General features: G+C 48.5%; 21 protein-coding genes and 1 riboswitch. Of the genes, 12 read left to right on the top strand and 9 right to left on the bottom strand.

The genetic code is table 11. From position 1 onward, the window contains the following. The first annotated feature begins 34 nt into the window (after positions 1-34). Entirely contained in the window at positions 35-955 is a 921-nt protein-coding gene (locus BLU03_RS08415; protein WP_093107156.1) for a prenyltransferase, read from the top strand. A gap of 23 nt (positions 956-978) precedes the next feature. On the opposite strand, the gene BLU03_RS08410 is transcribed toward BLU03_RS08415, so the two are convergent. The 3 genes from BLU03_RS08410 to BLU03_RS08400 are packed head-to-tail and all read right to left on the bottom strand — an operon-like array spanning position 979 to position 3,399. After that, positions 979-1,434, bottom strand: a complete 456-nt coding sequence (locus BLU03_RS08410) for a hypothetical protein (RefSeq protein WP_143023832.1) — start codon at positions 1,432-1,434, stop codon at positions 979-981. A gap of 33 nt (positions 1,435-1,467) precedes the next feature. Continuing rightward, on the bottom strand, positions 1,468-2,940 hold the full coding sequence (locus BLU03_RS08405) for a Na+/H+ antiporter NhaC family protein (RefSeq protein WP_008586885.1): 1,473 nt from the start codon (positions 2,938-2,940) through the stop codon (positions 1,468-1,470). 27 nt (positions 2,941-2,967) lie between these two features. Then, positions 2,968-3,399, bottom strand: a complete 432-nt coding sequence (locus BLU03_RS08400; protein ID WP_076570718.1) for an RrF2 family transcriptional regulator — start codon at positions 3,397-3,399, stop codon at positions 2,968-2,970. 166 nt (positions 3,400-3,565) lie between these two features. Between BLU03_RS08400 and hmpA the strand changes: the two genes are divergently transcribed. From hmpA to BLU03_RS08365, 7 genes are all read left to right on the top strand, one after another. After that, positions 3,566-4,753 (top strand): NO-inducible flavohemoprotein, encoded by a 1,188-nt coding sequence (hmpA, locus tag BLU03_RS08395; RefSeq protein ID WP_093107154.1) that lies wholly within the window; start codon positions 3,566-3,568, stop codon positions 4,751-4,753. A 246-nt stretch (positions 4,754-4,999) separates the two neighbouring features. Further along, positions 5,000-5,821: a glutamine ABC transporter substrate-binding protein gene (locus BLU03_RS08390; protein WP_093107152.1), complete on the top strand. Its 822-nt coding sequence runs from the start codon at positions 5,000-5,002 to the stop codon at positions 5,819-5,821. Positions 5,822-5,905: 84 nt separating this feature from the next. Continuing rightward, a complete protein-coding gene (locus tag BLU03_RS08385) occupies positions 5,906-6,562 on the top strand; it encodes an amino acid ABC transporter permease (protein ID WP_093107150.1) in 657 nt (218 codons plus the stop codon). A gap of 5 nt (positions 6,563-6,567) precedes the next feature. After that, the gene (locus tag BLU03_RS08380) at positions 6,568-7,290 is read left to right on the top strand and encodes an amino acid ABC transporter ATP-binding protein (protein WP_076571092.1); all 723 of its coding nucleotides are present in this window, start codon (positions 6,568-6,570) and stop codon (positions 7,288-7,290) included. A 338-nt stretch (positions 7,291-7,628) separates the two neighbouring features. Continuing rightward, positions 7,629-8,609, top strand: coding sequence for a GMP reductase (guaC, locus tag BLU03_RS08375; protein WP_093107148.1), 981 nt, complete (start codon positions 7,629-7,631; stop codon positions 8,607-8,609). Then, positions 8,599-8,700: riboswitch (purine riboswitch) on the top strand. It overlaps the preceding gene by 11 nt. Before the next feature lie 153 nt (positions 8,701-8,853). Beyond that, positions 8,854-9,438: a xanthine phosphoribosyltransferase gene (locus BLU03_RS08370; protein ID WP_008586871.1), complete on the top strand. Its 585-nt coding sequence runs from the start codon at positions 8,854-8,856 to the stop codon at positions 9,436-9,438. Beyond that, positions 9,438-10,730 carry a nucleobase:cation symporter-2 family protein gene (locus BLU03_RS08365; protein WP_093107146.1) on the top strand — a complete coding sequence of 431 codons (1,293 nt, stop codon included), beginning with the start codon at positions 9,438-9,440 and terminating at the stop codon, positions 10,728-10,730. Before BLU03_RS08370 ends, BLU03_RS08365 begins: the two co-directional genes overlap by 1 nt. 70 nt (positions 10,731-10,800) lie before the next feature. Here the strand turns inward: BLU03_RS08365 and BLU03_RS08360 are convergent, their stop codons facing one another. Then, entirely contained in the window at positions 10,801-11,205 is a 405-nt protein-coding gene (locus tag BLU03_RS08360) for a VanZ family protein (RefSeq protein WP_076570706.1), read from the bottom strand. Positions 11,206-11,267: 62 nt separating this feature from the next. On the opposite strand from BLU03_RS08360, the gene BLU03_RS08355 reads away from it, so the two are divergent. Beyond that, positions 11,268-12,167 (top strand): acetamidase/formamidase family protein, encoded by a 900-nt coding sequence (locus BLU03_RS08355; RefSeq protein ID WP_093107144.1) that lies wholly within the window; start codon positions 11,268-11,270, stop codon positions 12,165-12,167. A 42-nt stretch (positions 12,168-12,209) separates the two neighbouring features. Here BLU03_RS08355 and BLU03_RS08350 read toward each other — a convergent pair whose 3' ends face one another. After that, a complete protein-coding gene (locus BLU03_RS08350; RefSeq protein ID WP_076570703.1) occupies positions 12,210-12,851 on the bottom strand; it encodes a YczE/YyaS/YitT family protein in 642 nt (213 codons plus the stop codon). Between the two features lie 341 nt (positions 12,852-13,192). Here BLU03_RS08350 and BLU03_RS08345 point away from each other — a divergent pair, with 341 nt between their 5' ends. Then, on the top strand, positions 13,193-14,701 hold the full coding sequence (locus tag BLU03_RS08345; RefSeq protein ID WP_093107142.1) for a BCCT family transporter: 1,509 nt from the start codon (positions 13,193-13,195) through the stop codon (positions 14,699-14,701). Positions 14,702-14,767: 66 nt separating this feature from the next. On the opposite strand, the gene BLU03_RS08340 is transcribed toward BLU03_RS08345, so the two are convergent. The 3 genes from BLU03_RS08340 to BLU03_RS08330 all read right to left on the bottom strand — a co-directional run bounded on the left by BLU03_RS08340 (position 14,768) and on the right by BLU03_RS08330 (position 18,917). After that, positions 14,768-16,036 (bottom strand): aspartate aminotransferase family protein, encoded by a 1,269-nt coding sequence (locus BLU03_RS08340; RefSeq protein ID WP_093107140.1) that lies wholly within the window; start codon positions 16,034-16,036, stop codon positions 14,768-14,770. 15 nt (positions 16,037-16,051) lie between these two features. Next, a complete protein-coding gene (locus tag BLU03_RS08335) occupies positions 16,052-17,437 on the bottom strand; it encodes a YjiH family protein (protein ID WP_093107138.1) in 1,386 nt (461 codons plus the stop codon). 187 nt (positions 17,438-17,624) lie between these two features. After that, on the bottom strand, positions 17,625-18,917 hold the full coding sequence (locus BLU03_RS08330; RefSeq protein ID WP_076570692.1) for an acetamidase/formamidase family protein: 1,293 nt from the start codon (positions 18,915-18,917) through the stop codon (positions 17,625-17,627). 119 nt (positions 18,918-19,036) lie between these two features. On the opposite strand from BLU03_RS08330, the gene BLU03_RS08325 reads away from it, so the two are divergent. Continuing rightward, entirely contained in the window at positions 19,037-19,513 is a 477-nt protein-coding gene (locus BLU03_RS08325; protein ID WP_076570690.1) for a hypothetical protein, read from the top strand. 186 nt (positions 19,514-19,699) lie between these two features. Here BLU03_RS08325 and BLU03_RS08320 read toward each other — a convergent pair whose 3' ends face one another. Further along, on the bottom strand, positions 19,700-20,380 hold the full coding sequence (locus BLU03_RS08320) for a hypothetical protein (RefSeq protein ID WP_093107136.1): 681 nt from the start codon (positions 20,378-20,380) through the stop codon (positions 19,700-19,702). 215 nt (positions 20,381-20,595) lie between these two features. On the opposite strand from BLU03_RS08320, the gene BLU03_RS08315 reads away from it, so the two are divergent. Next, positions 20,596-22,962 carry a sensor domain-containing protein gene (locus BLU03_RS08315; protein WP_093107134.1) on the top strand — a complete coding sequence of 789 codons (2,367 nt, stop codon included), beginning with the start codon at positions 20,596-20,598 and terminating at the stop codon, positions 22,960-22,962. Positions 22,963-23,025 lie beyond the last annotated feature (63 nt).

Here is a 23,025-nt window from a genome sequence, read left to right as displayed (position 1 = left end):
CCCACTGTAAAATAAGGCAAAAAGGAGGTCTATGATGAATGCTTCTTCGATATTTAAGACAGTATTCCCCATGCTCAGAATCGTCGCCGTACTTTCTTCAAGTTTGCCGGCTATTATAGCTGCCATGTTACCTATATACCTATACTACTCCTTTTCCCCGGCAGAACTTACTGTCGTAATTTTACTGCTCCTTACGGGTGTGGTACTGGTGCAGGGAGTTTTGACGCACGTGCTGAATGATTATACCGATTATATGTCAGGGACAGATGCAGAAAGCCCTGCTATTCTCTCCGGGGGAAGCCGCATCGTACAGAATAACCTGGTCACTATCAGAACTCTTCGCACGATCGCTCTCCTTGCCATAGCCACTATCGTCACTTTAATCGTTATTTTCTTTTTGACCGGCTACATAAAAATTGCTTCTCTGCTATTAATCGGGTTTTGTAGTTCCGCCAGCTACTCCCTCCCGCCTGTAAGGTCGAGTTACTACCCCTGGGCCGGAGAATGGATCTCCATGTTTCCTGCGTTTTACTTCATAGGGTTTGCAGGTCCATGGCTCGTTATGGAATCGCTGCCGCTCTGGGCTTACCAGAATGCTCTTTTAGTAGCTCTGTTTTGTCTGATCTGGAACATGGTCCATCATATTCCGGACCGTTTCGCAGATGAGAATGCTGCACCGGCTAAAATTACAACCGTTGTATGGATGAAAAATAAGTTCGGGGATAAGTACAGCAGCCTTCCTGCTCTTCTTTATTCCATTTTATGCAGCATCTGTGCGTTCTGGGTTCTTCTGGAACGTCCAATAGCAGGGGCCGGAGCGGCTATTTTATCTTTCGCAGCCATTTTCATCGTGCTGCGTATGGATGTTGAAGACAACGAAGATGTTTCACGAAAACAAAAGAAATTATTTCTTCTCACAGCAATCGTCGGTCTGTGGTCAGGATTATTCATCTGAAAAACACAGGGAAGGAGAGCCGTTCAGAGTCTCTCCTTCATTTCTTTTACAATCGACTTTTTCCACTCCTCTTTTTGCCGTTCATACTGTGCTTTCAGTGTGGAAGCTTTCTCTTCTTCCCCTGCCTGCTGTAACTGCTCGTGCAGATCTTGAAATTTTTCATCCGTTTTCTCTTCCAGTTTTTTTGCAGCCGGCTCATATTTTTCATACATATCAAGGTAGGAACTCTCTTCTTCCAGGTCTTCTTTCACCTCTGTCTTAAGTTCTGCAAGCCGGTCTTCCGCCTGGGTGAGTAAACTTTCATAGCTGTCTTTCACATTCGACTGTTCACGATTCGTTTCGAGATTATAGTCGTCTTCTACAATTCTGCTTATTTCCGGGTCCTTTATCTCGTTTCCGGAAGTGAGGAAAAAAGCGCCAAATACCCCTCCTGCTACGAGAAAAGCAATAATCAAAACTCCGGCAACATACTTCACCACTCGGACACCTCACTCGCACTTATATGTGCAGTATTATTTTTCATCACCCGGTTTCACTTCCTCACCGTTTTTACCTTTGAATCTGAGGCCCCAGCCGGTCCAGCCGGCAACGAACATTACGATAAGAAGCCCCCATCCCTGGTAAACGAACGGGAATACTTCCATCGGCGATACGACTGTAACGTAGTCGTAGTTTTCGGCCGCCGTCTGAATCGTTGTCCACGCAAGCAGCACGCCCGCACTCCACGGAAATATGTAGCCGAGTGCCGAAGTTACAGTATCCAGAAAGTTAGCCCGGCGGTAGGGATGGATATTCATTTCCTCTCCTATTTTTCTCACAAAAGGTGCAGCTGCAATTTCAGCCGCCGTATTGATTGTAATGAATACGTTGAGAAAAGCTACGATTCCGAACATGGTAAGCTCTGCGCGCCGGACGACGTTTTTGATGATTCCGAGAAAGAAATCTTTGATTCTCTCCATTGTGCCTGCTGCTTCCAGCAGATGAGCCGATGCCATAATGAACAGTATGAGAATAGCCATATTGAAGTAGCCGCTGATCCCTTCGATAAGAGCTCCTTCGACTACCGCATCTCCTGCACTGTTTTCATAGATGTTAAGTACGCTCGTAAGAGGCACGTCCATGAATAAGATGAAAACGATGACGGCAAGGATCCCCCAAGTAAGCGAAGTGATCAGATGCTGGCCGCTAAGCGCCAGGTACAGAACGAGCGCAAACGGAATCAGCATAAGAAGACCGCTCGCAGCCACTTCACTTTCCAGTTCGGCGACAAGAGCAGCATCTCCTGTCTGACCGCCTCCCCCGGTGAAATAAAACAGCAGGGCTGCCGGGACAGCTGCAAAAACCGAGTATTTGAAACGGGAACGCACAACACCGGGCACGTCTGCGTCCTGAGTCGTTGCGGATACGATGGTCGTATCGGAGACCGGCGCAAGGTTATCTCCGAAAACGGCACCGCTCAAAATAGCAGCCAGCAGAATAACGGGGTCCGCACCGAGAACGATCCCTGCCGGATACATAAGGATACCGAACGTGGCCACCGTCCCGTACCCTGTACCTACAGCAGTCGAGAAAAGAGAAGCGAGCAGAAACGTAAGTACGACGTACCCTCCCCCTTCAAGACCTGTCTGGAAGCCGAACCAGATAAGCCCGTCCACGAGACCTCCGGCCGAAAGAAGAGTGGCGAACATACCGGCCCAGAACCAGGCGATGATGGCAACAATACCCACAGGCTGCGCCATACCACTGATCAGCGACTGGGCATAGTCCGCCCATTTGGACTTGACGAAAAACAGCCCGATCCCGACACCGATGACTATACCGAGTATCAGTGCCCGCTCCGTGACGAGATTTGTCACACTGAGCGTAATCGCCCATATAATGAAAAAAACGAGTGGAATCGTGGCAGCGAACGGTCCGCCACGAAAATCCAGTCGTTTTACTTCTCTTTCTCCAGTAGCTTCATTAATCGCGTCGTTACCATTCATACTTCTCCCACCTAACTATTCCTGTGTTTAGTTTAAAAACTCCTCAAGCTGCTGCCTGTTTTCGACGATATCCGCAAGCGTGTACGCATCAAGCACTCTCAGAAATTCTCTGAGCGCTCTCCCCGTGATACTTTTCAGTTTACACACGGGAGAAATGACGCAGTAATCCGTATCGCAACTGAAGCACTCAAACAGATTGAAGTCATCTTCCATCACCCTCACCACTGCCCCGACGTTGATGTCCTCCGGGGGCCTGGCCAGACGGATGCCGCCGTTTCGGCCGCGCACCGTTTCCACATACCCCGATTTCTGAAGTTCATGGACGATTTTGGCAAGATGGTTCATCGATATCCCGAAAGCTTCGGAAATCTCTTTCTTACTGGCCAGTTCCCCGTCCTCTTTCACCGCGGTGAACATAAGAACGCGCAGAGCATAGTCTGTATATTTCTTTAATCTCATATTTCATTCCTCATTTTCACTTTTCTCGTACCACTTATGGTATCATATCCGCTTTTGATTCCGTTAACAAAATATTCATAAAAGACTCTGCAAACCCATTGTTATTCATTTTAAATACTACTATCATAAAGATATATTAAAAATACATCTTTTGGAGGTTGAGAATATGGCTACTCAAGTAACAAGCCGTTTAGATGAAAGAACAAGAGAAATTGTGAAAGCGACCGTACCGGTGCTCGCAGAACACGGTGAGGCCATTACCACCCACTTTTATAAAAGAATGCTCACGGAACGTCCCGAACTGAAAAACTATTTCAACATGACTCATCAGAAAGACGGGAAGCAGCCACGTGCGCTTGCGAACGCGGTCTATGCTGCCGCCAGCCACATTGATGATCTTTCCGCCATCGCTCCGGCCGCTGAAACGATTGCTGAAAAACACGTTAGCCTCAACATTCGTCCGGAACATTATCCGATTATCGGAGAATATCTCCTTAAAGCGATCAAAGAAGTTCTTGGTGACGCAGTAGATGAAGAAGTCATTGACGCCTGGGAACTCGCCTACGGAGAGATAGCCGACCTTTTCATCAGTATCGAAGATGGGAAGTACAAAGCAAGTGCCTGGACGGGATACCGTCTTTTCACTATCCATAAAAAAGTGAAAGAAAGTGAAGAAATCACCTCTTTCTATTTGAAACCGGAAGACGGAGGCTCTCTCCCTTCCTATCGGCCCGGTCAGTACATCGGTATCAAAGCGGATATCCCTGATTATCCGCATACGCAGCGCAGACAATACAGTTTATCCGATGCCCCGGGCAAGGACTATCTGCGCATCAGCGTCAAACGTGAAGGCGGAACGGAAGAAATTCCTGCCGGGCTCGTCTCCACCTGGCTTCATGACCAGGTACAGGAAGGGGATGTCGTGCCGATAAGTGCACCTGCCGGGGACTTTTACCTCAATGAGTCCACTTCCCGCCCGGTCGTATTACTGAGTGGAGGTGTCGGCCTCACTCCTCTCATGAGTATGTACAAGAAAACACGGGATGAACGCGACGTTTACTTCATTCATGCTGCCAGAAACGGTGGTGTCCACGGGTTGAAAGAAGAGATGGACGGTGAGCAGACGTACGTCATCTACGAAACACCTTCCGAAGAGGATAAAACGCTTGCCGCTTACGATAAAGCCGGATACGTAGATCTCGACTGGCTCAGAAACGTCGTACCGAAAGAAGCGGACTTCTACTTCTGCGGCCCTGAAGGATTCATGCGTGCCATGAATGGAGCCCTGCACGAATGGGGAATTCCTGACGAGCAGGTCAATTATGAATTTTTCGGCCCTAAAGGCACTCTGTAAATTTTTATAGAAACAAACTCCGGTATCGAAGCAGTTTCGCCCGCAGAAAACAATTTGTTTTCTGCGGTTTTTTCATGTAGGAACGTATAGGGACGGCAGCATGAGTATTTAAAAGGAAAGCCCTCTCTTTCTTCATCGAACCCCGTTATACGGGAGTATATCCCGCAATCTTCAATTATTCAGAATATTTACTTTATTGCTAAAGTTTGCAATAATTAAAGGTATCTTATAAGAGGGGGAAAATTGATGAAAAAGTGGTCAGGTCTTTTAATTATTTCATTCTTCATCTTGTTACTTGCAGCCTGTGGTTCATCCGAAGAGAGCGATGCCAACGAAAGCAAAGAATCATCCGGTGATGAAGGGAAAAGCGGGGAGTCATACACTGTCGCCACCGATAACAACTTCGTCCCTTTTGAATTTCTGAACGAAGATACAGGTGAAATGGAAGGTTTCGATATGGATCTTATCCGCGCCGTAGCCGATGAAGCCGGTTTTGAAGTGGAAATCGAATCCATGAAGTTCGACGGAGTGGTGGCCGGTATGCAGTCCGGACGATATGATATCGGAATTGCCGGTATGACTATCACCGAAGAACGTGCGGAAACGATCGATTTTTCGGAACCATATTATGACGCCGGACTTACAATCGCCGTTCAGGAAAGCAACAGCGATATCAAATCGGAAGATGACCTGGCAGGAAAGAAAGTCGGGACACGTTCCGGTACTACGAGTGAGCAGTACCTGAAAGAAAACCATCCCGATGCCGAAGTTGTCACTTTTCCGGGTATTGTGGAAGCATACATGGACCTGCAGGCAGGACGGGTGGACGCAGTCATGTATGACGTCCCGAACGTTAAGTACTACGTAAATAACGATGCCAAAGGTGAGCTGAAAACGGTCGGCGAGACGCTTCAGGGAGAACAGTATGGTATAGCTTTCCCTAAAGATTCCGAACTTGTAGACACTGCCAACGAAGCTCTTCAGACACTGATCGACAATGGAACGTATGATGATATTTATGAAGAGTGGTTCGGTGAACGTAAATACGGCACGGAATCCTCGGAATAAACCAGCTCAGGCGTAGCGGTATTCTGTTACGCCTGATTTTTACCATTTCAATCATCCATTCATAGTGAAGGAGCGTTCGTTTACATGGAAGCAATTATGGAGTCTCACTACATACGGGTACTGCCTTTCCTGTTCGAAGGGCTGATCTGGACTCTGATCATTACCGGAGTCGGTCTGTTTTTCGGATTCATTCTCGGAGCCATCTTCGGAATGGGACGATTATCTAAAAATAAACTCATTTACGGGATCTCTTCTATTTACGTGGAGGCTCTCAGAGGGACACCGATCCTTGCCCAGATCCTGTTCATTTATTTCGGTCTCCCCGACCTTCTCGGGTTCAATATCGATAAAATCAGTGCGTCCATCATAGCGATTTCATTAAATGCCGGAGCCTACATAGCAGAAATCGTCCGTGGTGCCGTCTACTCCATCGATAAAGGACAGAGCGAAGCAGGCCGCTCCATCGGTCTGACCAGGTCTCAGACGATGAGATATATCATATGGCCCCAGGCTTTCAAACGGATGATTCCGCCTCTTGGAAATCAGTTCGTTATCAGCCTGAAAGATACATCCCTTTTCTCGGTAATCGCTGTGGGAGAACTGCTGTATATGGGGCAGCAATACTACGGTACCACTTTCGCCGCTTTTGAAGCTCTCACGATGGTCTGTCTTCTCTACCTTGCAATCACGGTGCCGACAGCCCTGTACCTTCGTAAAGTGGAAAGGAGACTGGATGTATGAGTGAAATGATTACAGTGAATAACCTGCATAAATCTTTCGGAAAAAACGAAGTGCTGAAAGGGATCGACATGAAAGTGAAGGAACAGGAAGTCGTGTGTGTCATCGGGCCATCCGGTTCGGGTAAAAGCACGCTGTTACGCTGTCTGAATCTGCTCGAAGAGGTGACTTCGGGGGACGTATTCATCGAAGGCGACAACCTTACCGGCAAAAACGTAAACATCAACGAAGTACGTACGCGCGTAGGAATGGTCTTTCAGCACTTCAATCTTTTCCCGCACATGACCGTAATGGAAAATATTACGATCGGGCCGATGAAAATCAAAAAAGTTTCCAAAGAACAGGCTAGAAAAGAAGCCATCCCGATTCTAAGGAAAGTCGGCCTCGAAGAAAAAGCGGACGTTTATCCTGAGAGCCTCTCCGGGGGCCAGAAACAGCGTGTAGCCATCGCCCGTTCTCTTGCGATGAACCCGAAAATCATGCTTTTTGATGAGCCGACCTCGGCCCTCGACCCGGAACTGGTGGGAGACGTTCTCGAAGTAATGAAAGATCTGGGGAAAGAAGGTATGACCATGGTCGTCGTTACACACGAAATGGGATTCGCCCGTGAGATGGGAGACCGGGTTATTTTTATGGACGAAGGGGTTATTATGGAAGAGGACATTCCGGAGAATCTGTTCGGGAACCCCCAGCATGAACGGACCAGAGAGTTTTTAAGTAAAGTTTTGTGAAAGTATAGAAACAGAAACCGAACATTCACGCCGACGGCGATGATGTTCCAGGAACAGCACATAGACTTCTGCGGAGCCGGATCGGTCCCTGCCACCTTTAAATCAGCCGATATGACTGATTACGGCAGTCTGATCCAAATTCGCGAAGGACTTATGTTCTGTTCTTTTGTTATGGTTCCGAAAATAGTAGTTCCGGCTAAAAACCGAACATTTATTTTATAATTAAAATATTGTTCGGTTTTTACTTTGACAAACATCCAAAATTCCTTTACATTATTCATAGACCGAATGATAAACATAAACACATAAAAAATATTCGCTTTTAGAGGTGAAAAATCATGGAAAACGTTTTTGACTATGAAGATATACAGCTGATTCCTTCGAAATGTATCGTTTCGAGCCGTTCGGAATGCGACACTTCCGTTTCGCTCGGAAAACACACGTTCAATTTACCGGTCGTTCCGGCCAACATGCAGACAATCGTGGACGAGTCCCTAGCTAGAAAACTCGCGGAAAACAATTATTTCTACGTGATGCACCGGTTCGAACCGGAGAAACGGCTGGATTTCGTACGGGAGATGAAAAAGGCCGGACTCATTTCTTCGATCAGTGTCGGCATAAAAGATGAGGAATATGACTTCCTTGACACGTTGAAAAAAGAAAACATGGTCCCTGATTATATGACGATCGATATTGCACACGGTCACTCGGACGCTGTTTTGAACATGCTCCGCTACATTAAGAAAGAACTGCCGGAAACTTTCGTTATCGCCGGGAACGTAGGCACACCGGAAGCTGTGCGTGAACTCGAAAATGCCGGAGCGGACGCTACGAAAGTCGGTATCGGTCCCGGTAAAGTCTGTATCACGAAAATGAAAACCGGTTTCGGTACCGGAGGATGGCAGCTGGCTGCAGTCCGCTGGTGCTCAAAAGCCGCAACGAAACCGGTGATCGCCGACGGAGGTATCCGCACACACGGAGATATAGCCAAGTCGATCCGCTTCGGTGCAAGCATGGTCATGGTCGGTTCTCTGTTCGCCGGTCACGAAGAATCTCCCGGAGACACGAAAGAAGTGGACGGCACTCTTTATAAAGAGTACTTCGGCTCTGCTTCCGAGTTTCAAAAAGGTGAGAAGAAAAACGTGGAAGGTAAAAAAATAGTCGTGGAACATAAAGGGAACATCAAAGACACCCTTACGGAAATGGAACAGGACCTTCAGTCCGCCATCTCCTACGCAGGAGGAAGAGATATCGAAGGACTGCGCCACGTCGATTATGTAATCGTCAAAAACTCGATATTCAACGGAGATAGAATCTGATTTTCTTTTTCATATAATAGCAGGGATATGGCCTGCGAGTTTCTACCGGTCCCCCGTAAAGGGACTGACTATGAAAAAGCTGTTACGTGCCGGGAAGGACTCTTATTTCGGGAATCCTTTCCGATTCCGCTTATGAGGGAAACACCCCTGTAAGAGACGCGTCTGCTTTTTCACAGCAGATGCGTCTTCTTTATTTATAAACGAAAATGTTTGGTCAAAACCCTTTGTTAGGAGATGCTGCCTTATGAAAGCACTTGAAGAAAAAATAAGAGAAGAAGCCGTGGTCCTCTCGCCTTCTGTCATTAAAGTCGATTCTTTTCTGAACCACAGTGTGGACCCTTCGTTCATGAAGGATATCGGGGAAGCTTTTTACACGAAATTCAAAAATGAACCCGTCACGAAAATTATAACGCTGGAGTCCTCAGGTATCGCTCCTGCTGTCATGACCGGACTGTTTTTTGACGTACCGGTCGTGTTTCTCAGAAAACAGAAGTCACTGACTCTGAACGATCAGCTGTTCACCGCAGACGTATATTCCTATACAAAAGAAACGACGAACAGCATAAGTATATCGAAGGAGTATCTTAGTGAGAATGATCACGTACTGATCATTGACGATCTTCTCGCCAACGGCCAGGCCCTTAAAGGGATGATCGATATCGTACGTGAGTCCGGTGCAGGGCTGGCCGGATGCGGCATCGTCATCGAAAAAGGCTTTCAAAACGGAGGTTCCGACTTAAGAAAGAGCAATATCCGCATCGAATCACTGGCGATTATAAGCGAAATGACCGAAGAAACGATCACTTTTTCTGAGAGGGAGGAAGATTGATGAAAACAGCTGCACTCGGTTTCCAGCATCTGCTCGCCATGTATACAGGCGCCGTCCTCATTCCGCTGATTGTAGGAGGCGCTCTCGGCCTATCATCCGCCCAGCTCACTTATCTCGTCGCCATCGATCTGCTTATGTGCGGGGTCGCTACTATCCTGCAGGTGATCCGGACGAAATGGTTCGGCATCGGTCTTCCGGTCGTTCTCGGCTGTACGTTTACGGCGATAGGTCCGATGATTGCGATAGGAGGTCAGTACGGGGTATCGGGTATATACGGGGCTCTCCTCGCCTCCGGACTTCTCGTCATGCTGTTCGCCCGCTTCTTCGGGAAGCTCGTCCGCTTTTTTCCGACCGTCGTCACCGGTACCGTCGTTACAGTGATAGGAATCACTCTCATACCCGAAGCGATCAAAAATATGGGCGGAGGCGCAGGAGCAGAAGATTTCGGTTCCGCATCCAACCTTCTTCTCGCGTTCGGCACGCTTGCCGTCATCATCGCTCTGTACCGGTTTTCAACCGGATTTACAAGAGCCATTTCCATCATGCTCGGACTCGTCGCAGGCACCGTAATTGCCGCTTTCTTTGGAAAAGTGGACTTCCAGGCCGTTGGAGAAGCTGATGTATTCCACATGGTGGAACCTTTCTACTTCGGGATGCCCACTTTTCACTGGTCGGCGATTTTGACTATGACGCTCGTCGCCATGGTCTCCCTCGTCGAGTCCACAGGCGTCTATTTCGCCGTCAGTGATATGAGGGACGAAGTTCCGGACGAGAAAGACCTCACCCGCGGGTACCGTTCGGAAGGTCTTGCTATCTTTCTCGGCGCCGTCTTCAACGCTTTTCCATACACAGCTTTCTCTCAAAATGTCGGACTGATGAATATGACGGGGGTAAAGTCGCGGAAGGTTATTTTCACAACGGGAGGTATGCTGATCATCCTCGGTTTCCTTCCAAAAATCGCCGCGGTCACTACTGTCATCCCGACACCGGTTCTCGGAGGTGCGATGCTTGCGATGTTCGGCATGGTAATTTCCCAGGGCATCAAAATGCTCAGCCCGGTTATCCGCGATTCCACGGAAAACTCGATGATCGTCGCCTGTTCCATCGGAATGGGGCTCGGTGTAACGACCGTTCCCGAGCTTTTCCGTTCGCTTCCGGAAGGCATACAGATTCTGACAAGTAACGGTATCGTAGCCGGAAGCCTGACCGCCATCGTTCTCAACATCGTCTTCCACGCCTCTTTTTCGAAAAAAAGCGCAGTGGAAGTGCCGGCTGCCGAAAGAGCTTCCTGAACTATTCCGAAACAGTACATGGACTCCTTACGGGGAGCGATGTGCTGTTTTTTTATTATTTCCACGGACTCTACGTATGCCGGCCGCTCCTGTTCAGAACGAGGAAAACCAGCAGTACTGCGGTTACAACGCCTATGCTGTCGATGGCCACGTCGCTGATCTGCCCGCTCCTCCCCGGAATGAATGTCTGGTGGAACTCATCAGTTGCAGCGTACAGCACGGCTACGGCAGAAGCTTTGTACCACCTGCGAAAAGCACCGTAAAGAAACAGCGTCAAAAGGAAATAAGCAAAAACGTGTGCGCCTTTTCTTACGATATAATGCAGGGTTTCCTCTGCCGCGGGAATCGCCGAGAACAGAGCTGCAACAATTGAACTCAGCTGACTCGACTCCTCTCCCGCCTGATGGGATAAGTAAAAAATGCATGCCATCCAGAGAATGGCAAGAACTCCTGAAATTTTCTGAACTTTTGACATGACCCGGCCACTCCCTTTCCTATATAATAATACCTAATCACAAGAAAGGAGTCGATAACGCGATGAAACATTTAGCGAAAGAGCACTTCGTCTATTCTATGGATAAAGATAACCCTCCGGCTCTCACCGTTTCTTCCGGTGAACAGATCAAAGTCGATACATACGACTGTTTCGAAAACCAGATCCGGACGGAAGATTATGAAATGAAAAGTATGAACTGGGAGAAAATCAATCCCGCAACCGGACCGATCTACGTGGAGGATGCAGAACCCGGGGACGTACTGAAAGTCCGTATTGATGATATCACTCTCGGCGAACAGGGGGTCATGCTTACAGGGCCCGGGCTCGGCGTACTCGGTCACCGTATGGAAGACTTCGAAGTTAAAATACTTCCTTTGAAGGACGGGAAAGTGGTGTTTGATGAGAAATTGTCTCTACCCCTGAATCCTATGATCGGCGTCATCGGCGTGGCACCGGAAGGCGAAGGCGTGAACTGCGGCACCCCTGATGCACACGGAGGAAATATGGACACGAAACGTATTGCGGAAGGTGCCACTCTTTATTTTCCAGTCTTCCAAAAGGGAGCACTGCTTTCACTCGGCGACCTTCATGCGGCTATGGGAGACGGGGAAGTCAGCGTCTCGGGAGTTGAAATTCCGGCAGAAGTGACTCTGACCGTGGAAACGCTCAAAACAGAGTCCATCTCCTACCCGATGCTTGAAGACGGGGAAGGAGCAGCTGCGATTGTTTCCAAAGAAACCCTGGATGATGCAGTGGATACAGCAGTGGAAATGATCATCGACCATCTTCACCCGCGCCTTGATATGTCGCTATCTGAGCTGACGATGCTTGCAAGTGCCGCAGGTCAGGTGGAAGTCAGTCAGGTAGTCGATCCGCTTAAAACGGCCCGTTTCTCTATTCCGCGATACGTTCTGGAAGCGTATGATATTCAGCTATTCTGATTCACTAAAAAAGTGCTTCGCGAAATTGCGAAGCACTTTTTCTTACTGCAGTTCTTCTTCGAGACTCATATCTCCTGAAGGACGGAAACGATAGTACATCGTATACACTCTCGTATAGAACCACTGAATCCACGGACCGAGCAGAAGCATCGGAACAATTGTACCAAGTCCTACAGGACCGCCGATGATGAAAGCGAGGGAAGCCATGACGACCGCTACTGCTGTCTGGGACACTTGCAGACTCAAATTATATCTGTGACTCACCGCAAGGAACAGCTGATCGACCGGAGCGCGGGCGAACTGAGGCAAAATATAGATCGCCACCCCGAGACCGATGATCATTACTGCGACGAGCAGCAGTGCAAATTGCAGGAGAAACGGATAGTTAGCCAGATTGACCGGTGCAAACACGAACTCCAGCCAGAAATCCAGAATCAGACTCTCCATAAATATAGGAATGGCCGCTCTGATTTCCGGTGCCTGCTTCATAAGCAGTGCGTTCACAAAAACAATCAGAAATTGAAACACTCCGTACCAGAAACCTGTCGTAAATCCTAAGTGATCGGAGACACCGATAAAAAACGCCGTCCAGAACCCTGCTCCGAGAGTAGCGTTAATGAGAAGCGCTACCCCGAAAAAATTGATAAGCATACCCAGCAAGTATATAGAGGAACGATATAACATGACTTCCCCCTCCTTCTTTCCTGAAATCTAAAAGCCATTCTATTAGAAGATATAGAGAGAAACAAGGAGAAAATCCTAGATATATCGATGATTTTTTGCTGAAAACGTTCTATTTACGAGCACACCGGTTTATAGATATTTATATGATTATAAACGGAAATTTTTCATCTACTTTTTTTCAAACGTCATTTGTCATTTTTAAAAAAGTAAGTATAATACGTAAGGTGAAATACTTTCAGTAGAGCTCCAATTGTTCTTAGAAAACGGACATTTCAGTTTTATGGAAGTATTTTTTTGTTTATTTACCGTTATTTTACGCCATAATTCATTTAGGAGGAGACATGAAGAACGTATCCAGAGTTTTTTACATTACACTCACCTTAGTCATCATAACCGTTATATTCGGTGCTGTATTCCCGACGCAGTTTGAAGGAATTACAGGAAGCATCAAATCTTACGTGGCCACCACGTTCGGATGGTACTACCTGCTCCTCATGTCCGCCTTAGTAATCGTCGCCGTCGCCATTTCCATCAGCCCGTGGGGGAAAATACGCCTCGGTAAAGACGGGGAAAAACCGGAGTTTTCCCTTCCCACCTGGACAGCAATGCTGTTTTCGGCAGGGATGGGGATAGGTCTCGTATTCTACGGGGCGGCCGAACCTCTTTTTCATTATCAGTCTGATGCCCCTACTTCGGAAACAGGGAGCGGAAAAGCGTTTAAAGAAGGGCTCGTCTATGCCTACTACCATTGGGGTATTCATATTTGGGCCATGTATGGAGTCACTGCTCTTGCCTTGGCTTTCTTCCAGTTCCGAAAAGGAGAGCCTGGCCTTATTTCCACGACTCTGAAACCACTGTTCGGCGAAAAAATGAACGGGCCGCTCGGCACATTAATCGACGTGCTCGCTGTATTCGCAACCGTCTTCGGTGTGGCAACGTCTCTCGGTTTCGGAGCGGTGCAGATCAACGCCGGACTTTCCCACTTGTTCGGTATTGAGGTCGGCTTTACATCGCAGTTCTTCATCATTACTGTCGTAACATTGTTATTTTTAGTATCAGCCTGGACAGGATTAAGCAAAGGCATCAAGTACTTATCCAATACGAACCTGGTTCTTTCCGTCGTCCTGCTGATTCTCGTTCTGATCATCGGGCCGACGATACTGATTCTGAATATGTTTACGGAAACGTTCGGCATGTACATTCAGAATTTTATTGAAATCAGCTTCCGTACGGCTCCACTCGAGAGCGATAACCGCAGCTGGCTCGATAGCTGGACAATTTTTTACTGGGCCTGGTGGATTTCTTGGGCTCCATTCGTCGGTATGTTCATCGCCCGCGTCTCCCGCGGTCGTACGATTCGACAGTTTCTTACCGGAGTCCTCACCATTCCCACCCTGCTCATTTCCATCTGGTTTGCCGTTTTCGGGACGACTTCCGGCAACATCCAGAATAAGGGCACGGAACTTACCCAGTATGCGACAGAACTCGTCCTGTTCAACATGTTCGACCAGCTTCCGCTGTCTCTCATTCTCTCTTTACTTGCGATAGTGCTGATCGGTTCGTTCTTCATTACGTCGGCCGATTCCGCTACGTTCGTACTCGGTATGCAGTCCACGTACGGCTCTCTGGTGCCGGCGAACAGAATCAAGATCGTTTGGGGACTGGCTCAGTCCTCCGTGGCTCTCATTCTCCTGTACGTAGGAGGGCTGCAGGCGATACAGAATACGATTATTGCCGCGGCGCTTCCGTTCTCATTTGTCATGATTCTCATGGTCATCGCCCTCTTCAAGGCACTCAATGAGGAGTATAAAAAAATGGAAGCAGAAGAAGAGAAGAAACAGAAATCGTAGTCATACTAAAAGCCGGTCTGCTTTACTAACAAGCAGGCCGGCTTTTTTTGAGTACACAGAAACAATCTAGTTGCTGCTACCCCGTTCTTTCAGGGTTTCTTCAAACAGATCAAGTCCATGGTCGATTTCTTCCTTTGTAATGGTAAGCGGCGGAATCATCCGCATAATTTCCGTTTCGTTCCCTCCGAAATAGAATAGCACCCCTTTTTCAAGAGCACGATCCAGGCAGTCGAACAACACATCACTGCTCGGAGATTTCGTCACCGGGTCCACCATTTCGATTCCTATCATAAGACCAAGGGCCCGGACTCTCCCTATTTCCGGATATTTCTTCTGTATAGTGAGCAGCCTCTCGTAAGCGTAAGCCCCCTGCCCTTTCGTATTAGCAAGCAGATCCTCCTCTTCGATGACGTCGAGTACAGCATTTGCAGCATGGCAGGCAATCGGGTTCCCGCCGAACGTCGTTGCGTGACTGCCAAGCGGCCACTTCTGCATAAGTTCCCGCGAAGCCACGGTGGCACTGAGCGGCAGACCACTCGCTATACCTTTCGCAATCGCCATAATGTCCGGTGTGACGTTGAAAGTGTGCGAAGCGAACCACTCTCCGGTACGACCGAACCCGGTCTGCACTTCATCGAAAATAAGCAGTATGCCGTGCTCGTCACACAATTCTCTCACTCTGCGGAGCCATGAGGCAGGAGGAACGACGTATCCGCCTTCTCCGAGAACAGGTTCCACAATGAATGCCGCCACTTCTTCGGGGGTCACCTGATACTTAAACAACTGTTCAGCATGATGCTCCAGTTCTGCAACCGGGTCTTCCGCTTCCGGATCAGCATAAGGCAGCTGGTATGTGCCATTGACCGGCTGATGTTTCCGGTACTTGCTTTTCGAAGTGGAGACGCTCAGCGCCCCCATGGAACGACCGTGGAATCCGCCGAGAAAAGAAACGACGTAAGGGCGGTCCGTAACGTGACGGGCCAGCTTCAAAGCGCCTTCCACCGCTTCGGCACCGCTGTTTCCGTAAAAGAAGCAGTCGAGATCCCCGGGGAGGATGGCAGCAAGACGCTGTGACAATTCAAGAATGGAATCGTACATAATAACCCCGGACGGTCCATGAGTAAGTTCATCTGCGCCTTTTTTGATCGCCTTCACCACTTTGGGATGCCGGTGTCCGACGTTCGTCGTTGCAATTCCCGAAGTAAAATCAAGGTACTGCCTCCCGTCTTTTCCGTAGTAATAATGCCCCTCTTCTTTTTCCACCGGAAGGTTCGGGTGGTCCTTGGCCATGCTCGGTGCCAAATGTCTGTCCACAAGATCTTTTATTTCGTCCATAACTGTAATCCTCTCCTAAAAGAAAAATAAATGTGCAATCAGCGCGGCGAGCGGCAAAGTTACGACCGTCCGCTGCAGAAAAATGATGAATAGTTCAAACAGATTGATCGGTATATTCGATTTAATGAGCAGCACGCCTATTTCAGACATATAAATGAGCTGAGTCAGAGCCATAACGCCGATGACGAACCTGGTGATCTCCGCTTCGATTCCGCTTCCGATGACCGCGGGCAGGAACATGTCCGCAAAGCCGACGATCATCGCAGGGGCTGCAGCTTCCGCTTCCGGCAACTGCAGCAGATTCAGAATAGGAATGAACGGATAGGACAGGAAAGTGAAAATCGGCGTGAACTCCGCAATAATGAGCGCGACGGTACCGAGAGCCATGACGAGCGGAATGAGGCCGAGCCAGATATCAGCTACGTGGAACAGCCCTTTCTTAACGACTTCCCCGGCCCCTTTCACCTGATCGGCTTTCTTTATGGCACGGTCCACACCCCACCGGAACGTTGACCAGCCTTCGGGAACATCTTCCTGTATCTGACGGCCGACCGGTCCATGGTATGTCGTCTTTTTACCGGAAAGCGGAGGTATCCTCGGGATGACGATTGCCGCTACAATGCCGCACACCACTACCGTAGCATAAAACTGGATGAACATATCGTCGATAGACAGAAATCTTGCGATAACAAGACTGAACGCGATAGACGCTATGGAAAAGTTCGTAGCGATGATGGAAGCTTCTTTTTTCGTATAATATCCCTGTTCATACTGCTGGGTGGTGAGAAGAACACCGACGGTACCGCTCCCCATCCAGGAAGCCATGGCATCCACGGAAGAACGGCCGGGAAGCTGGAAGAGCGGGTTCATCACTTTTCTGACCATCGCTCCGATGAAATCCATCAGCCCGAACTCCAACAGTAGCGGCATGAACAGACTCGCGAATAAAAACCAGACCATAAGCACGGGAACGAGATCGTAAAGAACGACGACTCCCGTCACTTCCGACCATATCACTTCAGGACCGATACTCCACAACGTCATAGCCGCAAAGGCGGCACCAATGACCCGAAGCGTGATCCAGAACGTCCCTACGTCGAAAATAGCCACGATAAAAATATTATCTTTATATAATTTTTCGGGAACAAACCGGGTGATTATACTGCCGAGGGCAGATACCCACAATACTGCTGTCATAAAAGCAGGAATGTACGGTCCAATAGCCGCCTGCAGGCCATCAGCCATCACCCCGAGACCGATCGTAACCGTATCATTCACAGAAATAGGTACAAGGAACAAAAGCACTCCGATTAATGATGGAATAAGAAATTTCAATAATTGCTTCGTCGTGTACTTTCCATTTGTGCTGTCGCTCGCAGTTGCAGACTCATCAATCTCCATGCTTTTCTCCCCCAATCCGATAATTGTTTCATTGGTTAATAATACACAATAATGTATTTTTATTCAATAGGGTGTATCAGCATATTTAAAATTAAATGTTAAGAGGCGTCCGGCGGCATAGGTGTTCCCGAGACATATATCCACTGCTATGTAAAAAAGCACCCGCCATTCAGCGGATGCTTCGGATTTATTTATAGAAGTCACTCACTATTTCCTCAAGACTGATTTTTGCCAGATAGTTTTTCGGGGTCAAAAATGTGACGGTGACGACTCCGGGATGACGGCCTATCTCGATAGACCCGGTAATCGTAGCCCGGTTCATCACTTCCGGAACATCAATGCCGAAAGCTTTCGCCGCACGTTCCATGCCGTTCGTCGTCGCATCATTGAGAGTTGCTCCACTGCCGACGAAGGACACCGGAAGAGAATCTTCCATTTTTTCTATGTCCCATTCTTTCCGGAGTGCTTCGGCTTTTTGTTTCTCCTCTTCCGTGAACGGTTTAGCAAGGTAAGGAAGGTCTTCTTCCACCGGAAGGAGGATCGGCCCTTCAATGTTGACGCCTTTCATCACTTCCACTTCCAGACTGACAATACCCGAGACGTCTGTCGTATGTCCAGCGATTTCTCCGTCCCCCTGCATCGCATGCATGTCTCCAAGGTATACTCCTCCGCCTTCCACTTTCACCGGGCAGATAAGCACTGCCCCTTCCCGGACGCGGTTAATGTCCATGTGTCCATCCGTCCGCTCTTCCAGCTGCTCTTTTGTGAGTCCATACGAATGCGGAGCATCAATCAGGAACTGTCCGAAATCTCCGGCGTTGTGGGAGTCGGGAATAGCCCTTGAAGGTGTGGTGCCGAGCTGTCCGAGGAAAGGCCGCAGCCTTGCCATAGCCCCGACGATATCGTGGGGAGCAAACGTGACGACCGGATTCTGAATAGAGCCCTCGGGCGTTGCCATGTAATGTTTCGAGTCCTTCGCCACTTTTTCCGCCGCCTGTTTATCCAATGTCAGACCCACTTCCTTCTTGTGATCGAAGGCGATGGAATACGCATTCGTGAACGCAAAGGGAGTCACGTCCTCTCCGCACACCTGACAGCGGATCGCCTGCTGGCCGATGCCTTCGATATATGTTTCGGGATTCTCCGTACCACAGTTCGGACATTTCCCGTCTATGAACGGGTCGCCGGTGAAACGCCCTTCGACCGGTTTGTCGTTCCCGGAAGCTGTCGCTATAGAAGTCACTTCGATGGAATGGATACGGATAGCAATCGCATCTCCCACTTCCGCTCCTTCCACGTACACGGGCTTCGTCACTTCATGCCCGCCTTTCAGGGCAGGGGTGATCATCGGTCCCCAGCATCCGGGCGTCGTATTGGCGACGATGTGCCCGCCGTCCCGTACTTTATACTCCATTTCCTTTGAGGGATCCAGCACGCCGTCGGTAAAATCGTTAACGAAAACAGTCTGTTTAGCCTTCATTTTTACACCCCTTTTTGTTATTGTCTTAATTTTAGAATATTACAGACAATTCTACAAAAATAAAGACTTTTCATTCCGTTCTCTTCAGGGTATCAAAGGAGAGGAAAGGATAGATTCTTATGACGGAATTATTGCTCAGTCACATCCCCTCCACCCTTCTCCACATACTTACGGGGCTGTTGGTGGCGGATTTATTATTTAAAGGACCTGACTTCCAAAATAGAAAAGCAAGATTCGTTCTTCTCGGGGGCGTCGGTGTCATCGTACTGATCCCGGATCTCCCCAAACTGTTCGGTGTGCTGATCGGCCACTCCCTGGTCACCGTACCCATTATTGCCGCGTTTTTCGCTATTTTCACGCGGGCGCTGCTTACCATGACGTTTTTTTCCATATGGTGGCGGCTGACTCTCGTACTCGTAGTAAGCGCGCTCGGTATCGACTATCTCGGGAACGGAGTCCATCTGCTGTACCCGGTGACCGGGGCGACGTACGGCCTTTCTCTTATCCGGTATGAATTCTTCTATATACTACCGGTCAGCCTGCTGCTGTTTGTTCAGCTGCGGAAAGGAACTTCGGCACATCACCGCAACAGTTGATATCTTCAGCAGATCGTGCAGAATATGAAAAAAGAACCTCCGAATGGAGTTTTCCTTCCCTTCAACACGTTCCCACTCGCCTGAGGGGAAGGAAAACAGCTTCCCCGGAAATGAACAGCCTCACTGACCATCCTCTCTGCTGAAAAGCACACAAAAACCGGACGTCAAAGTCCGGTTCTGTGTACGCTATTCTGTTCCGTACTCTTCTCCCTGTTCGCCGCTCATTTCATCCAGTACTTCCGGGAACTCCACCGTATCGAATTCCTCCCCGGTCGCAGCATCGGTGATGTGGATGACAACGCTGTAATCATCGGGGTCCGCTCCATCGAAAAGTTGATAATATAAACCGAGAACACCGATACCGAAGACGGCAAATCCGTCGAAACTCTCCTCATAGGCAGTCTGCTCTGCTTCGAGCGTAAACTCGGAGTAATCACCATTTGCGGTGACCCCCTGAATGGATGAATATTCCCCGCCTTCCCGGATCTCTTCCAGGGAGCTCTCAATCTCCTCCTCCATTTCTTTCATCATTTCCTTATGCTTCGATTTGGACATTTTATACGTAATCGTTCCATCCCCGTTGTCCGTCACTTCTCCGATTCCTTCTTCTTCCGCAGAAGCTTTTATTTCTTCAAAATCCCCGTCTTCCATTTCGAACAGCGTTTTAGGAAGGGTCACTTTTACATTGAACATTCCTTTATCGACATCGATAGAACCTTCAGATTTCTCTTTCGCTGCTCCTTCACTTTCATCTTTGGATGTTTCCGCTTCCGGGGTGTCACCGGCTTCCGCAGATTCTTCCGGAGTCTGTTCCCCCGTCCCGCAGGCGGCAAGCAGAATGGATAACGCAATCAGCCATTTCCACATACGTCTCTCCTCTTTCCGGTTTGGATTTTACTGTCTCACTTCCGAAGGACAAATAAAATACGACGCTTGCCTTCCTTTTATTTTCCCTAATTTCCAAAATTATATACCTTTTCTGAGTAATTTTCCCCAGCCGCTCATCAAAAAGTATAGAAACAATTTCTCTTCCCTGCTAAACTAAGATATAGAATATTCAATTCACACAGGGAGGAAAAGTTATGGATGCATCCGCATGGACGAAAGAGGATTTATTGAAAATACTGCATAATGCGGACACCGGCCTGCTGGTAAGCGTCCCCGATGAAGACCGCTTCGTGGAAGTCAACACTCCCGTTTTATCGAATCTCGGATACACACGGGAAGAGTTTCTGTCCCGCCCGCTCTCTGATCTCTTCGATACACTCCCCCTCGAAAAGCAGGAAAGGATACTTTATAAGAAAAACGGGGAGGAACTTCTCGTCGAAGCCGTCAGCCGTTCCCTTACCCTTTCGGATGGCCGCCTCTATACGCTCACGACAGTCAAGGACATGACGAAAAACAGAGAAATAAAATATCGGTTGAAACATAAAGATCAGCAGTTCAAATCTCTCTACCTGTATAATCCGGATACTATCTTCTCCCTGGATATGAACGGAAGATATACGAATATCAACCCTTCCGGTGTAGAGCTTTTCGGCTATGCTCCCGAAAAAATCAATGGTTCCTCCTATCTGGAGTTTCTTACGAAAGAAGCCGGTGAAGCGACCCTTTCTCATTTCAAAAAAGTTACTAACGGGGAAACGGTACGATTTGAAACCACCCTCATCTCCCGGGATGAAGCCAGACATATTATGGATGTTACCGCCGTGCCTCTGATTATCGACAACGTCATTACGGGAGTCATCGGTATTGCGAGAGATATGACAGTGAAAAAAGCAACGGAACGGCTTCTTACCGAAAGCGAGCAGCGCTACCGCTCCCTGTTCGACTACAATACGGATGCAGTGATGACGTTTGATACAGACGGTACGTTCACCCATGCGAATGCAAGTACGGAGAAACTTTCCGGTATGTCGATTGAACAGCTGAGAGGTAAATCGTTTTTACCTTTTATATCAGAGGAGGTACGGGAGGAGACGAGACGACATTTTTTCACCTCTCTTCAGGGACAACCCCACCAATATGAAACGCAGCTCACCATGTCGGAAGGAGAGAAGCTGTACCTGCACGTAGCACTCGTGCCTATTTACATCGACGGAAACATTACGGGTATCCACTGTGTGGCCAAAAACGTAACCGAGTTGAAAAAACTTAATAAAAAAATGAACCACCTCGCTTATCATGACACGCTCACCGGACTTCCGAACCAGCGTTACTTCCACGAGACCATCGAGCAGAAACTTGCGTCGGGGGAGAATTTCGCCCTTTTCTTCCTGGATCTCGACCGTTTTAAATTTATCAATGATTATATGGGCCACCACATGGGAGATGAACTGTTGAAACAGGTATCCCGCCGTCTGCTCCGGCTTGTCGGCCCCCGGGGGAACGTGTTCAGGTACGGAGGCGACGAGTTTCTGATCATCCTGCCGCAAGTCGATACGGAAGAGGCGGGAGAAATAGCTGCCGATATCACTTCGGAAATGGAGCGAAGCTATGACCTGAACGGATATGAGGCACTGGCGACAGTGAGCATAGGTATCAGCATGTCACCGAAGCACAGCAACACGACCGCCGCACTCATCCGCCAGGCGGATAACGCTATGTATCATGCGAAAAACCTCGGCAAAAACACCTGGCAGGTTTACAACAGCCAGGTTCAAAAGCGGAAGACGGACCTTAAAACAGAGTCCCACCTTTACAAAGCACTCGCAAATCGGGAGTTTTTTCTCGTTTATCAGCCGCAGTTCGAAAAAGACAGCAGCCATCTAATCGGTATAGAGGCACTGCTCCGGTGGAGAAATAAAGACCTCGGGCTCGTCTCTCCTTCCGAATTCATTACAATTGCCGAAGAAACGGGTCTGATTGTACCTATCGGCGAGTGGGCGATCAGGGAAGCCTGCCAACAGGCAAAAGCCTGGCAGAACGAAGGGCACCCGCCTGTAAAAATATCCGTCAACCTGTCCATGCGTCAGTTCTATCATAACGATTTAGTCGAAATGGTAGCACAAATCCTTCGGGAGACCGGACTCCCTGCAAAGTACCTGGAACTGGAAATCACAGAGTCTATGGCCATACACGCGGAAGAGGCCACCGACATCTTAAACAGATTGAGCGGTCTCGGGGTTAAAATCTCCATCGATGACTTCGGAACAGGATACAGTTCCCTCAGTTATTTAAAACGATTCCCTATTCACCAGCTCAAAATCGACAAATCGTTCATTAAAGATATAGGAATCGACCGGGAAAACAACGATATCATCACTACTATCATCTCCCTTGCCGACAGTCTGAATCTCGAAGTTATTGCAGAAGGTGTGGAAACAGCCAGCCAGCTGGATTTCCTCAGAAGAAGCGGATGCGATAAGTACCAGGGATACTATTTTGCAAAACCTATGAAACCGGAACAAATAGCCTCCCACTTCAATCCGAAACTTTTTCACAAATAACGCGTACTCCATAAACAAAAATAGCCGGAACATTTCCATACAGCTGTTGCTGCGAAGGAAGTC

Origin of the sequence: Salimicrobium album (assembly GCF_900107115.1) — a bacterium.
Classification (GTDB): domain Bacteria; phylum Bacillota; class Bacilli; order Bacillales; family Halobacillaceae; genus Salimicrobium; species Salimicrobium album.
The sequence above is the reverse complement of the archived record's forward strand: the minus strand, read 5'-3'. Positions and strand labels throughout refer to the sequence as shown.

What these genes read in the sequence shown, in the direction of transcription:
- guaC (WP_093107148.1), top strand. Translation starts at nt 7,629, where the DNA reads ATGGAAAACGTTTTTGACTATGAAGATATACAGCTGATTCCTTCGAAA.
- BLU03_RS08315 (WP_093107134.1), top strand. Translation starts at nt 20,596, where the DNA reads ATGGATGCATCCGCATGGACGAAAGAGGATTTATTGAAAATACTGCAT.
- BLU03_RS08385 (WP_093107150.1), top strand. Translation starts at nt 5,906, where the DNA reads ATGGAAGCAATTATGGAGTCTCACTACATACGGGTACTGCCTTTCCTG.
- BLU03_RS08400 (WP_076570718.1), bottom strand. Translation starts at nt 3,399, where the DNA reads ATGAGATTAAAGAAATATACAGACTATGCTCTGCGCGTTCTTATGTTC.
- BLU03_RS08330 (WP_076570692.1), bottom strand. Translation starts at nt 18,917, where the DNA reads ATGAAGGCTAAACAGACTGTTTTCGTTAACGATTTTACCGACGGCGTG.
- BLU03_RS08365 (WP_093107146.1), top strand. Translation starts at nt 9,438, where the DNA reads ATGAAAACAGCTGCACTCGGTTTCCAGCATCTGCTCGCCATGTATACA.
- BLU03_RS08340 (WP_093107140.1), bottom strand. Translation starts at nt 16,036, where the DNA reads ATGGACGAAATAAAAGATCTTGTGGACAGACATTTGGCACCGAGCATG.
- BLU03_RS08350 (WP_076570703.1), bottom strand. Translation starts at nt 12,851, where the DNA reads ATGTTATATCGTTCCTCTATATACTTGCTGGGTATGCTTATCAATTTT.
- hmpA (WP_093107154.1), top strand. Translation starts at nt 3,566, where the DNA reads ATGGCTACTCAAGTAACAAGCCGTTTAGATGAAAGAACAAGAGAAATT.
- BLU03_RS08370 (WP_008586871.1), top strand. Translation starts at nt 8,854, where the DNA reads ATGAAAGCACTTGAAGAAAAAATAAGAGAAGAAGCCGTGGTCCTCTCG.
- BLU03_RS08405 (WP_008586885.1), bottom strand. Translation starts at nt 2,940, where the DNA reads ATGAATGGTAACGACGCGATTAATGAAGCTACTGGAGAAAGAGAAGTA.
- BLU03_RS08355 (WP_093107144.1), top strand. Translation starts at nt 11,268, where the DNA reads ATGAAACATTTAGCGAAAGAGCACTTCGTCTATTCTATGGATAAAGAT.
- BLU03_RS08390 (WP_093107152.1), top strand. Translation starts at nt 5,000, where the DNA reads ATGAAAAAGTGGTCAGGTCTTTTAATTATTTCATTCTTCATCTTGTTA.
- BLU03_RS08325 (WP_076570690.1), top strand. Translation starts at nt 19,037, where the DNA reads ATGACGGAATTATTGCTCAGTCACATCCCCTCCACCCTTCTCCACATA.
- BLU03_RS08360 (WP_076570706.1), bottom strand. Translation starts at nt 11,205, where the DNA reads ATGTCAAAAGTTCAGAAAATTTCAGGAGTTCTTGCCATTCTCTGGATG.
- BLU03_RS08345 (WP_093107142.1), top strand. Translation starts at nt 13,193, where the DNA reads ATGAAGAACGTATCCAGAGTTTTTTACATTACACTCACCTTAGTCATC.
- BLU03_RS08415 (WP_093107156.1), top strand. Translation starts at nt 35, where the DNA reads ATGAATGCTTCTTCGATATTTAAGACAGTATTCCCCATGCTCAGAATC.
- BLU03_RS08335 (WP_093107138.1), bottom strand. Translation starts at nt 17,437, where the DNA reads ATGGAGATTGATGAGTCTGCAACTGCGAGCGACAGCACAAATGGAAAG.
- BLU03_RS08320 (WP_093107136.1), bottom strand. Translation starts at nt 20,380, where the DNA reads ATGTGGAAATGGCTGATTGCGTTATCCATTCTGCTTGCCGCCTGCGGG.
- BLU03_RS08380 (WP_076571092.1), top strand. Translation starts at nt 6,568, where the DNA reads ATGATTACAGTGAATAACCTGCATAAATCTTTCGGAAAAAACGAAGTG.